A 13,429-nucleotide genomic window follows, 5' to 3' on the forward strand; every position below is an offset into this window, starting at 1 on the left:
GACAAAAATCAATTCATTCATCTTCCATTTCAAAAGAGGGAGGAACTGAACTGTCATCACTCGCCCACGCTTTATTCGGATATTTGCCCATAACAAGCTCCAGTTTTCCTCCTCGCATAATATCCTTATGGCTGAACCATGATTTATTCCATACTTTTCCGTTCAGTCTTGCCGACTGTATATATTTATTTTCCGAAGCATAATGCTCACAAATGATTTCAAAAGTTTTTCCGTTACCCAACTTTATAAGGGATCTCTCAAAGCGGGGACTCCCTATCGCATACATAGGCAAACCGGGCGTCACAGGATAAAAGCCAAGAGAAGAGAATACTACGAACGCCGACATTCCGCCTCCGTCCTCATCTCCCGGCATTCCCATGAGATCATTCCTGAACCACTGATCAAGAAGACGGTGTATCTTCTTCTGGGTTCTCCAGGGTTGTTTTACATAATTATACAAGTAGGGAATATGTAATGAGGGTTCATTACCCATGGAAAATTGACCGACATTCCCTGTCTGGTCAGGTAGTTGCGCATAAAATTCATATTTGGGTTTACCCAACGGTTCCCGGAATGTCCTGTCAAGATTCCCGACAAACTTTTCGTTTCCTCCCATTAATGAAACCATATCCGCTATATTATGAGGTACGGCCCACCGATAAGTCCAGGCGTTATTTTCATCATAATAATCTCTTGCTCCCAATCCTCCGCTAAACTTATAATCCACTCCTTCAATAAAATCACCTTTGTTATTCCGGGGATGAAAAAATGCAGTTTCTTTATTATATAGCTTCCTATAACCCTGGGAGTTTATGAGAAAATCGTTCACATCATCCTTCATGCCCAGTTTTCGGGCTATTCTCGAAAGACACCAATAATCGTAATAAGCTCCAAGACTGATGGCAACGGATTGTCTTCGTTCCCAGGAGTCGACCTCTTTCACAGATTCGGTTTCCCCTATATTCAATCCGGGGAAATATCCGTTCCGGGTAAAGAAGTCATCCAGTTCGGTCTTCGGAATACGTAACCAAGGTAAGTGAGATTTTTCGGACAGCGCACTTTTACAGGCCTTATATGCTTGAGATACATCAAATCCGGTTAAGTCTTTACAAAGGGCATCGGCAATGACAGAAACAACGTGGTTCCCGTTCATACGGTGACTGTCACCCGTTACTTCGGGAAATGTAGGCATCCAACCCTCAGGAGTCTGCCGGGCCATTCGTATGAAAGACCGGATCATCCAAGCTTGTTTTTCCGGTTCGATCAGTATTCTCAACGGATGAACCGCCCGGTAAGTATCCCATACCCAATCATCCGTATAGAAAGGAATTCCTTCATCCTCATGCACCTTCTTATCGAAACCGCTATAATATTTCCCATCTTCGGAAATATTCACCATCCGTTCGTATATCCGGTACAGGGAGGTATAGAACACCACTTTATCATTTTCATTGTCACCCTGCACCTTTATCTTCCCCAACGCATTATTCCAGATATCCCGTCCCCGGCGGGCAATTATACCGGTATCGTATGTATCAATCTCTCTCTGCATATTTTTCTGCGCCTGCTCTCCACTGATATACGAGATGCCGTAACGGATATGTATATCGGGAGTACCGAAACATAATATTACTGAAGCATCCCTACCACTATATTTCGTACGAGTATAATCCACTTTATTATTTTTTCGCACTATTCCCGCTCTTGCAGGCATCTCTTTCGTCTCCAGATATATAAATACTTTCGTTTTTCCGTCACGGAGTATTTCATACCCCCTTACCGTATCTCCCGAAACCTCCAATTCCCCGTTTACAGCGGTTAAAATGAGATTGCCATTATTATCTTCAAAATGGAAATGACATACGGCAGACTGATGGGAAGGCGCATAATCGATATCCACTTCTTCCTCATCAAAACGGACAATATAACGATAAGGCTCAACCATTTCATTATCATAACTATATCCCTTAAGACAAACACTGTCTCCTACCATTCGGAAAGGGCTTATCCTGAAAGAAGATGGACTACGATGGCTTGTCGTAACAAGCGGTATTCCATACATCTGCTCGCTCGTATATGATTCTTTGTTGGGAATAAAGCGAAGCATACTGTTGGGCAAATGCACCGTAGGGAAAGTCGGTACCAGCAAATGGCTGATATTTCCCATATAAGGATTCACATAGTCCACCGGATCCTTCTCTTTTCCCGGACTATTGCAGGAACAAAAATTCAAGACCACGCTCAGTATCAAAAACAGCCGGAGAAAAAACCGCATTATCTTCATAACTTTTTAATTTTCCAGAATCTAAAAACTTATACCGGTAACAAAACATTCACGTATTTCAATAACCCTTTAAAATAAAACCGGATAACGATTTTAAAAAATCGGCCGAACTGACTATTTACAATCCGGCCGATGACTTAATATCACCTTAATAAAAACCTATTCCGCAGTAAGATTAGCTTTAGTAGGCCAACCGGGATTTTGATAAATAGGAGACAAAGATACATCTGTACCATCTCCGGATGTTACCTGAAAATGTTCCTCTGCTATAGGACTTAAATAATGTGCCATTTTCCACTTCAAACCATTATATACAATGGATGACGGAACTACTTCATAAGGTCTAAAATAAAGACTTGTTTTGGGACTGGAAACCGTACTGGAATTTCCTTTATCATATTTAAGGTAAGCCGAAGGATACTGGTATTGTATCACAGGTCCCCAAAGTTTAAAGCCTTCAATATGATAAGGAAGATTAATCATCTGGTCCATTGCCCTCCATCTCAAAATATCCATATTTCTCAATCCTTCCGCCATCAGCTCACAACGTCTTTCGCGGCGTATATTATAAAGTTCGGAGTCAATCAGCCTGCCGCCAGAATAAGCCCCCCAGTCATTCAAAGCTTCTCGATCCATTTGTGTTGCATCGATGGTTTTTCTGTAATTTATATCGACACCGGCTCTTTTTCTTATTTGTTTCCAGTACTCATCGGCATAATCGTCCAATCCGCCCGTCCTTTCATAACAGGCTTCTATATAGTTAAGATATGCTTCTACAGCCCTGAAAACCAATGTACCGGTCGTATTTTTCGAATCAGTCAAGCAAGTCGAGGCATCAAAATTCAAACCTTTACGCAAATCATATCCGGTAGCTGAAGCTTTCGAACGGCCTTTGAGGTTCACAATAGGAGATTCCAACTCGATAGGTACGGTACTGGTTTGCTGGTCGGAAGTAAAAAGAACATTTTTCTGTCCGGGTTCTTTCAGGAACAGGAATAGACGGTTATCTCTGTCTTTTCTTACTGCCGGTATGGAATCATCACCCTGATATTGAGAATCCGGATCATAAATTGGCAAACCATTTTTCATCAGGAAACAATCAACCATACCCCGTGTAATGTTAATCCGGCCTCCTTGCAGTTCTTCATTGTTGCCGTTAGTCACACCAAGACCGACATCATATTTTCTCCACATAAGCACCTCGGGATAAATTGACATGTTCGTTTGTGCAAACATATCATAATAAGGATTTATAGGATCACTTGCCGATTGCTGTAACAAATACGTATTTTCTACCAGAGGTGTTGACTCGGCAACAGCTTTTGCTTCTACCATCGCTTTATCCAGGAAAAATGCTATTTCATTATCAATACTACCAGAAGGAAATTGATACGAAGCATTATAACTTTTAGTCTTTCCAGGCCAGCCCGGTCCATTAGGAACAAAAGCCGTTTCTTTAAAATATTTTTCCCAGGTAGCTTCGAAAAGAGCGACACGCGAACTAAATAATTGCGCACATGGTTTTGATATGCGATTTTTCATACCGTCAGGCGAAACATTTTCCAGAAGTATCTTGGCAGAATCCAGATCGGCAAGTATAAAACGGGCAACTTCATTTCGGGGCATACGCCTGCTCGCCGTGAGCAGAACTTTCTCATCATTCGGCAAGACTGTCGTGATTATAGGAAAATCTCCAAGAAGCTGTAATTTCTTAAAATAGGCATAAGCCCGTAAAAAATACATTTCACCTATATAATGCTTTACATTTACCTGATTGCCCTGAATTTCTCCTGCTTTCCATTTCGGAAGAACAGACTGGAAGAAATAATTACACCTGTAAATTTCACTAAAGTCCCAGTCTCCGCCTGTTTGGACAGTCTTATATTGATCTGAAAATCTCGTTACTTTAGGATAAATAGAGGCTTGGTTATCGGTTATATCATCATATCCTGCAACAGATTGATCACCTCTGTTCGGTGTAGGAATAATATTATAGCAATTTATAACGTAAGCACTTACCTGAGTATCGTCCGTGAAATAATTTTTAGGAGTAACATCCGAAATCGGTTCTTGAAGAAGAAAATCGGTACACGAACTGAAGATCAGCAAAAGATATATACAAAATCCTTTATATATTAAATGATTCATATTGTTTTTCATAATGCTAAATTTAAATAGTTACACTAATGCCTACCGAGTAGGTTTTATTTAACGGATACGAAGCATTGGTCGGATTATCAATTGTTTCCGGATCAAATATCTTGGTCAGTTTTGTTCCTGTCCATAGATTTTCACCCGACAGATATACCCTGACTTTTTCCAGTTTGATCTTATTGGTCCATACTTTAGGCAGCGTATATCCCACCGTGAGGTTCTTCAAGCGGATATAAGCGGCATTCTGAAGATACCTCGTCTGTACACAACGGTTCTTTCCCATTGCATAATCCCAGATTTCCGGTGTAGAAGGCCTCGGATAATAAGCATCCATATTTAATCCCAGCGGATGTTCGGGATCGTCACGGAAATAATCGAGATGTTGTTTCAGCACGGTCGATTCCCACATGGAACGACCTGCTCCCCAGAACATATAAGCCTGATTAAAATAATCTCTTTTCATTACCCCTTGGAAGAAAAGCCGCAAATCTATCCCTTTCCATTCGGCACCAAGATCCAGACCAAAATTAAAACGCGGAGTAATATTACCGATAACACTCCTGTCACCCGGATCATTCAGCGTATTGGAGCCGGCATCGATCTTACCGTCTCCATTGATATCGGCATACATAATATCTCCGGCCCCCCAACTGTTTTCTTTACCGGAAAGCAACGCTGTTTGTCCGCCATTCGGCAACGATGCCAGATGCGCATCCATTTCTTCCTGAGTCTTTGCCATACCGACAGTGGTATATCCCCAGATATTACCATATCTTTCTCCTTCGTTAAATGTCGTATAATAAATAGAGCCTTCATACTGGTTGGCATATCCTATATTATGCGTAGGATTGTTCGGGTATTTCAAAATCGTCGATATTGCATCGGATAAAGTAAAGCGAACATTGTAGCTCAAACCATTGGAAAGGCGATCCTGCCAGGCAATCTCGAAATCGAATCCCTGGGTCTTCATATCTGTATTATTCGCTCTTGCAATCTGGTCTCCCGATAACCCGTAAACTGCAGGAAGTTTAGGAGACGGACCTATCATATTATTGGTATAACGAATAAAATAGTCGAATGATGTTGTCAATCTGTTATTCAAGAAACTAAGATCTACACCTACATCGTATGTCCTGATTTTTTCCCAAGTAAGATATTCATTCACATCAGACGGAGCCGACGCAATATTAGGTTTCACCCCGTTGATCAGCCAGTTACCTGCAGCCATGGCTGTTCCCATGACAGAATAGGTGGGATAGAAAGCATTGGTATTCTGGTTACCGAGAGAACCATATGAACCTCTTATCTTAAAGTTTCCTACATACTGTGTATAATCTTCCCAGAAGCGTTCCCGGGCTACATTCCATCCTAATGATACCGAAGGAAGTAAATTCCATTTATTTTTATTCTGGAATCTGGATGTTCCGTCATAACGGAGATTGGCTTCGAACAGATAACGTCCTTTATAATCATAATTCACACGCCCGAAATAACCTGCTGTCGCCCAGTTAGCCAAACCGCCGGAAACCCCGGGAGCGACCGTCTGCCCATTCTGGTCGATACCTGAAGTAGCATTCAGAGTAGGGTTTTCAGTAAGGATGAGACCTGTACGGTTTGCCCCTAATGTCCTGTATTTCAACATTTCGAATTGATATCCGACCAATACTTTAAAATAATGACCGCTTATTTCTTTCGAATATTCCGTATAAACATTTGCATTATAATAGTTCGAACGGTTAAAGCTTTCATCTACATAAGAGTTCCCATCTGTCATTACAGGATTACCGGCCACATCGTGTATAAAGAGTTGCTGACGGTCATAATGTCGTAAGTTCTCTACTAAGTTAAAATTATAATCTCCGATAATTCTCCAGCCTTTAATTGGTTCCAGCGTAACGTTGAACTGATGGGACATCCTGTCATTTATATTTTTCTCCCGTCCGGCTTGTACAATTTCCATATAGGGACTCGGACTGTCAAATATATATCCGTTCGGATCATAAACCGGTACCATAGGCCATCCCTGTGCAGCCACGCGGTATTCCCATCTACCTTTACCGGAAGAAGGTTGCTCATACCTTGCTCTTATAAATTTTCCGATATACGACAACGACAGCCAATTCGTTATCTTAGTATTGATTTTTGCCGTTACGCCTATACGGTCCTGAGTATCTCCTCCGAGTTTCATCATACCCGGGGCTTCCAGATAATTTCCCGAAAGATAATATGAAACATTATTGGAACCACCGCTCAACGCAAGATTATGTTCGTGAGCAAAGGTACGAGGTTTATATATAGTTTTAAATACATCCACATTATCATTACCGGCTGCATATCCGCTCGCCCATCTTTCAGGATTCGCCGGATCGACGATAGTCGTCATCGGGTATTGCTTTCCATTATAGGTATTCATAGGAATTTTACCATCCTGAAAATCTTTTATACGCTGCAGCCATTCCGGAGTAAAAAATTGCGGTTCACCGCTATACCGCTCCATATCATTATAGAACAACGCAAAAGAATAAGAATCGGCCATTTCCGGCAAAGAGATCGGTTTGTTGGAACGAAAACTTCCGTCATAAGTAATAACCGGTTTTCCCTTCTTCCCTTTTTTTGTGGTAACCAGAATAACACCGAACGGTGCACGCGAACCGTAAATGGCAGAAGAAGCCGCGTCCTTAAGAACAGAGATATTCTCCACGTCCTGCGGATTAAGTGTATTGATATCGCCTTCCATTCCATCTATAAGAACCAACGGACTTCCGCTGGAACCCTGGCCTATAGTACCTAACCCCCGGATACTAATTGACGGATTCGTTCCCATCATCCCCCCGTTGGTATTACTGATATTCAAACCGGGCACAGCTCCCTGAAGAGCCTGTACTACATTCGACACCGGTCTGTTTTCTATGATCTTCGAATCTATAGCAGAAACAGCTCCTGTCAAATTCACTTTTTTCTGAGTACCGAAACCAACAACGACAAGCTCATCCAGTTGGTTGATACTTTCTTTTAATGTGATAAACAATTTTTTTTGTGCATCGGCTACGACATCCTGGGTCGTATAGCCGACATAAGAAATCGTCAAGGTAGACTTATCCGGCGCATTTAAAGCAAATGTACCGTTAACATCAGTCATTATTCCGGTCTTGGTACCTTTAATATAAACTGACGCCCCAATAATAGGCTCTCCGCTTTCATCCACAACCACCCCCGTCAGCTTTGAATTTTGTGCAAACAAGACGGCCGTCGAGAAAAAACAAACGAGCACAGTTACAAACCTGAAAGAGCGAAAACAGTTTACCGCTCGTTTCAATCGTTTTGAATTCTTACTTTTCATTGTATTCGAATTAAAGATTTAACCATGATATATTATTATCTGTTTCAAATAATCCTCCGATATTACATAAGTCTTTCAAATAATGTATTTTAAGTATATTCCTTCTATTTTTATTTATTGGATTCAATGCGCAATCAGGCCCCTCCCGAAAAGATAATGAGTACAAGGCCCGTGATGAAAAGGAGGAACATTGCTGTTAAAAGTGTATATATCAGCTTCGAAGCATTTTTAAATTCTTTCCATACAAATACGCCCCAGATTGCAGCGACCATTGTTGCTCCCTGACCTAATCCGTATGAAATAGCAGCACCGGCCTTACCGGCGGCTATATAGCTTAAAGAAGTTCCCAAAGCCCATATACAACCACCTAAAATACCTATAAGATGCGTTCTGAAACTGCCATGAAAATAGTCATGATATGATACAGGAGTTCCTTCAAAAGGTCTCTTCATAACGAGCGTATTAAACAAGAAATTGCTCAATAAAATTCCTGCAGAAAAAATAAAGAAAGCTCCGTAGGGGGTTAACAATCCTGAAGAGGGCCGACAAAAGTTCTCCAGATCCATCGAAGCTGCGACAAACCGGTAAAAAAAGGCCATCAGAATACCGGCGAAAACAGCCAGTACAATTCCCTTAACATTCACTTTTCCTTTATTCGTTGTATTGTTTTTCCGAGCTGCTATTCCATTCAGAACAATTGCTATCACAACAAGCAATACGCCTATAAACAGGATAAAGGGATCTCCCTTCGGTTGCGCGAAATAATTAATAAATACTCCTAAAACCAAAGCGATACCCACTCCCAGCGGAAAAGCAACAGCCATACCGGCCAGAGAAACCGATGCTGAAAGCAAAATATTGGAGGCATTAAATATAAATCCCCCTGCCACAGCACTGGCAACATTCTTCAAATCGGCCTGTCCCAAATCGGATATAAAAGAGCGACCGGCATCCCCATGACTGCCTAAAGTCAATCCCATCAAAATACTGAACAAGAAAACACCTATTACATAATCCCAATAAAACAATTCATAACGCCAGCTTTTCGCTGCTAATTTCTGAGTATTGCCCCATGAACCCCAACATAGTATCGTAATAAAACAAAATACTATGGCTAATGAATAACTCTCTACTATAAACATCTCGATCTAAATATTCAAATTCGTACTTCTTTTCTGTAAGGAATAGAACTTTGTGCACCTTTTCTCGTAACAGAAATACCTGCTGCGGTATTCGCCATTTTTACTGCGTCCGTAACCGATAATCCTTCAGATATCCCAACACAGAAAGCGCCACAAAAAGTATCGCCTGCAGCCGTCGTATCAATAGCTTCTCTTTTTTCAGCAGAGATATGCAGAAATATCCCGTCACATTTTACAAATGCACCACTTCCACCCATCGTTATAATCACATTTTTTACCCCTTTGCGACTTATCGCATCTGCAGCGGCGCAAGCAGAATTGCTGTCAACTATTGTTATACCGGACAGCATTTCCGCTTCAATTCTGTTTGGAACAATGGCATAGAGGTACTTTAGTAAGCTATCCGGAATATTTCTCATAGGAGCAGGATTCAAAATGACTTTACTTCCGCTTCGATATGCTAACTTGGCTACATACTCCACAGTTTCTATAGGTGTTTCCAATTGCAATAATACGATATCGGACTTTTCTATAATATCTTTAGCTTTATCTATATCTTCGATACACAACCGGGCATTCGCTCCCGAAGCAACAACTATACTGTTTTCTCCTTGTTTATCTACAGTAATCAATGCAACACCCGTAGGGATTTCCGGATCTATGAAAACATAACCGGTATTGATATTCTCCGCCCGAAGTACTTCCATAGCGTTTTTTCCCAGCAAGTCATTTCCTATCTTAGCAATGAAAACCGGTTTTTCCTTACCTAACCGGGAAACAGCAACTACCTGATTGGCACCCTTCCCTCCGGAATTCATAAAAAAATCATTTCCAAGAATCGTTTCACCGGGGGCCGGAAGCTTATCTGCCCTTACAACCATATCAATATTGAAACTTCCTACAACAACTATTTTTTCTGTATTCATAAAGACAGGAACATAAAATTTACACCATACAAAACCTCGAAGAGAAAATATTATATCAGAACATTGTTCCGAATAGACTGGAACAATGTTCTGATGATTTGATTATTGAACAGCTACCTTGTATGCTTTACCTTCAACTTGAACAATGTAAATACCTTTTGCAGAAACAGTATACGGTTCATCGGCGTTGAAAACATCTGTCTGTCCTGATACTGAAATAATTTTTGCCTGAGTATCCGAACCTTTTACAAAGACCATACCATTCGCTGCATACACCAATACGTCATTCGCGGATATACCTTCTACCGCATCTGTTCCATATTTTTCAAACTCATACAGCGAACCAAAATCCCCAAATCCATAGAATACAAGATTACCATCCAGCATTCCATGCATAAAATCATTTATTTTGTAATCATTATCATAGCTTCCGTTAGCATTACATATACCATAGAAGAAACTGCCATCATCTATTCTCCGGTCGATTTTCCACGCTCCGTCCCAAGAAGAAGAACTTACTACGAATTTACCATCGGAATAAATCATTTTCGCACCATTTTCCATATTGGCTTTATTATAAATATTCACTCCCGTAATATTATTTCCGGTAAACGCCCATAATTGATTATCCGACTCTTCTTTAGCCGCCGTTATTACGCCCGTACCATCATTAGTCAAGTAGCCTTCTGCGGCCCGGCGTACATTTTTTACTTTATACCAAACCATATTGTCATCCGTGCTTATAGTGAACGGCAGGTCTATCAAAGCCAGACTATATTGATAACTGGCTTTTTTCAGATTATTCAGGGCGGCACTTACATTACTCTGTGTAGAAGAGGGATCATCCACGACAGCCTGTGCAATAGCAATAGCAGCCTCAAAGGCACTTATGCCTTCGGCATACTTTTCGGCTGTTGCAGGATTGCTCTTGTCATTATTTACTTTAATGGTATACTCTTCAATAAGTGCAATCAAAGCTGAAAAATCCACTACAATTTCCTGGCTGGCATCTTCAAAAATCCACGCACAACCGCCTTCAGTTGCCGTATGTCCATAGAATATGATGCCTATATCCAAAGTACCATGGAGGTAGTTATCATTTGTAGCCGTACCGGGAAGAAGACCATACAACCCATTATCATCTTTAATAAGCCAGGAATGATTCCATTCTGTATCGGCAGGCGCCAACTGGGCAGTTCCATTACCTCCTTCAACAGATATTAATCTTGCGCCATTTTCCAAAAAGGCTTTATTATAAATCTGAAATCCGTCAGTTTCATTACCGACAAAACACCACAGAAAATTATCCGCATCATCAATATCGGCCATTATCACAGCCTGATTGTAAGCCTCAGCCTTCATATAAGCCGCTTTGCCTCCATCTGCCGCACGTAGATTTTTTATACGATACCATGTTGCTCCTGCACCCGTATCGGTACTTGGCGTAACAGGCAGTGCAGCCAGAAGTGCATTCTGGGATATGAGCATAATAAATGCAATAAGTAAAAATAGATTTCTTTTCATGATAAATGTGATTTAAAAAGTTAACAATCAAATTACAGAGAACACCTTAATAAATTCAGCATAATGGCATTATCATCACACTTAAAAAATAGTATTTTTTATTATAAAATTAAAATATTAACAAAAAAAGAAGTTTATCCTTTAGCTATACAGTATAAAGTGTTTAACACCGAGCAAATAGAATATAGTTTATACATTACACAAAAGAAAATTCAAATTCAATATAAATTGTATCTCCTGAAATCCCGTCCTCGTCTTAATCAGGAACGAAACTTCAAATTATTGATACGACAATATATAGTGATCAGCACTTTGTGATAATAATTATAAATAAAACCGATAAATAAGCAGATGAAAAGTTATTTCATAATATTCTGGCAATCAAGGTAATTCTAATAAACCTTTTTCATTGGGCAGTCATAATGTTAATGAACTAATCTAGCATGTTTTATTATCAGACCGGAAGCGAATGCTTATTATTTATTTTCTAAAAACACCCTATCCGGCCCGATTTTTTATCTGAAACTCCTTTTTTATTACTTATAAATCGGTTTTTTCAATTTATTCCCAATCCATAACACACCGAAGAGAGGCTCCCTCTGCCTTGACAGTGGAAGCTACGTGAATCAAAGGATAGTCGTTAAATATGGCTGCATTATGCGCATTCTGCGGAAAACCAGGATTTGCGTCAGCATCTGCTGTCCAGAAAAGAGCTAAAGATGTATCGTCCATAACAGTAGTTCCGTTGAAATATCCTGTCGGAGTTGCGGTAAATCCTGTCATATTGTTCTTTAAAAGATTGTCTCCAGCAGTATAAAGGTTACTGGTTTCTTTATATGACCAACCGTAAGTAGATGCTAATGCCGATGCTATGGTCTGTTCCTGTCCTGAAATCAAAATTTCCACTGTACCTTGCAACTCGTCCCAATCTGCTACAGTGGGAATCCTCCAACCTCCTGCAGGGGCTATTTTTTCACTCGATGCTGCAAACCAGTTATAATAAGTCTTTTCTTTTGCCACGACATATGCGGGAGTAGATAATCCGCTCCAGGTTTCGCTGTTGCCTAATTGAATATCCGTTCCATCATTATATTTCGTAGTTTTTAGATTTTCAGCCATCCAAATCTGGAAGCCAATCTGAACTACCTTATAGTGATTACCCGAGCCGTCGGTACATTCTACAAAATAGAATTCCATTTCGCTGTCCGAAACCGGAACATCGGTAACTATCGTAGAACAATTTCCCGAATGACCTGTATAGATAATCCGGTCTCCTTCATTATAAAGCATTGCAACCGTACCGGCAACTGCTTCCGGAGCTTCCTGAACGCGAACCGGTTTCTTTGCCGTCTTACCTACATAAGAAACTGCGGGTGCCACCTGAGTATTATTGCGTTCCAAATACTTAGTATGGTATGCATATCCTTTGCCCGTTACACTGACCACATACGCACCCATAGGTAATGACAAATCAAACGTATTTTCTCCTGCCGAAACATTTTGTTTAAGGCCTGTCATTTTCTTACCATCCAATCCGAATACTTCAACCACGGCATCTCCCTGTTGTTTAGCCTGGAAAGTTACAATCGTCTTCCCGTCAGCACCAAATACACGAAGGTTTCCGTTCTCATTGCCAATTTGCTCTATTCCTTCCGGAGTAGGAGTCAAGACTAACGTTCCTCCTCCTTGTACGGTTTTGGTCTCTCCCGTATTTACATTGAATACATCAACCGATTCAACAGTCTCGGCTGCACCTGACCCGATAAAAGTAATCGAATAATCGGCACTCAAACCGGGTAATGATGTTGCGCATAATAATGATAAAAGAATTAAGTAATTTTTTGTCTTCATAATCATATAGAATTTAAGTTGTGAATAAAAACTTTTTTTATTTATTATATATACATCAAAGGTAGAATATAATTTACTCTTATATTTATTCGTAAATTGCTATAAGCTATGGAATATTTGCACTATTTCCTATTAAGTAAAAATAAAACCTATCTAGCGTAATAAAACCTACTGTTTTCAGGAATCAAATATAAATATATATATAAAT

At 40.3% G+C, this 13,429-nt stretch carries 7 protein-coding genes; all 7 read right to left on the reverse strand.

All coding sequences use genetic code 11. From position 1 onward, the window contains the following. Positions 1-13 precede the first annotated feature (13 nt). Positions 14-2,284: a GH92 family glycosyl hydrolase gene (locus OCV73_RS00640; protein ID WP_147548366.1), complete on the reverse strand. Its 2,271-nt coding sequence runs from the start codon at positions 2,282-2,284 to the stop codon at positions 14-16. A 159-nt stretch (positions 2,285-2,443) separates the two neighbouring features. After that, a complete protein-coding gene (locus OCV73_RS00645) occupies positions 2,444-4,444 on the reverse strand; it encodes a RagB/SusD family nutrient uptake outer membrane protein (RefSeq protein ID WP_243764629.1) in 2,001 nt (666 codons plus the stop codon). Positions 4,445-4,454: 10 nt separating this feature from the next. Further along, positions 4,455-7,778, reverse strand: a complete 3,324-nt coding sequence (locus OCV73_RS00650) for a SusC/RagA family TonB-linked outer membrane protein (protein ID WP_147548368.1) — start codon at positions 7,776-7,778, stop codon at positions 4,455-4,457. 134 nt (positions 7,779-7,912) lie between these two features. Then, positions 7,913-8,920, reverse strand: coding sequence for a multidrug DMT transporter permease (locus OCV73_RS00655; protein ID WP_147548369.1), 1,008 nt, complete (start codon positions 8,918-8,920; stop codon positions 7,913-7,915). Between the two features lie 14 nt (positions 8,921-8,934). After that, positions 8,935-9,846 (reverse strand): ribokinase, encoded by a 912-nt coding sequence (gene rbsK / locus OCV73_RS00660; RefSeq protein WP_147548370.1) that lies wholly within the window; start codon positions 9,844-9,846, stop codon positions 8,935-8,937. Between the two features lie 102 nt (positions 9,847-9,948). Beyond that, positions 9,949-11,370 carry a DUF6383 domain-containing protein gene (locus OCV73_RS00665; protein WP_147548371.1) on the reverse strand — a complete coding sequence of 474 codons (1,422 nt, stop codon included), beginning with the start codon at positions 11,368-11,370 and terminating at the stop codon, positions 9,949-9,951. Positions 11,371-11,931: 561 nt separating this feature from the next. Next, positions 11,932-13,221, reverse strand: a complete 1,290-nt coding sequence (locus tag OCV73_RS00670; protein WP_167551181.1) for an FISUMP domain-containing protein — start codon at positions 13,219-13,221, stop codon at positions 11,932-11,934. Positions 13,222-13,429 lie beyond the last annotated feature (208 nt).

It is taken from the genome of Barnesiella propionica, from assembly GCF_025567045.1.
In the GTDB taxonomy this organism is placed as follows: domain Bacteria; phylum Bacteroidota; class Bacteroidia; order Bacteroidales; family Barnesiellaceae; genus Barnesiella_B; species Barnesiella_B propionica.

What these genes read in the sequence shown, in the direction of transcription:
- OCV73_RS00650 (WP_147548368.1), bottom strand. Translation starts at nt 7,778, where the DNA reads ATGAAAAGTAAGAATTCAAAACGATTGAAACGAGCGGTAAACTGTTTT.
- OCV73_RS00665 (WP_147548371.1), bottom strand. Translation starts at nt 11,370, where the DNA reads ATGAAAAGAAATCTATTTTTACTTATTGCATTTATTATGCTCATATCC.
- OCV73_RS00640 (WP_147548366.1), bottom strand. Translation starts at nt 2,284, where the DNA reads ATGAAGATAATGCGGTTTTTTCTCCGGCTGTTTTTGATACTGAGCGTG.
- OCV73_RS00645 (WP_243764629.1), bottom strand. Translation starts at nt 4,444, where the DNA reads ATGAAAAACAATATGAATCATTTAATATATAAAGGATTTTGTATATAT.
- rbsK (WP_147548370.1), bottom strand. Translation starts at nt 9,846, where the DNA reads ATGAATACAGAAAAAATAGTTGTTGTAGGAAGTTTCAATATTGATATG.
- OCV73_RS00655 (WP_147548369.1), bottom strand. Translation starts at nt 8,920, where the DNA reads ATGTTTATAGTAGAGAGTTATTCATTAGCCATAGTATTTTGTTTTATT.
- OCV73_RS00670 (WP_167551181.1), bottom strand. Translation starts at nt 13,221, where the DNA reads ATGAAGACAAAAAATTACTTAATTCTTTTATCATTATTATGCGCAACA.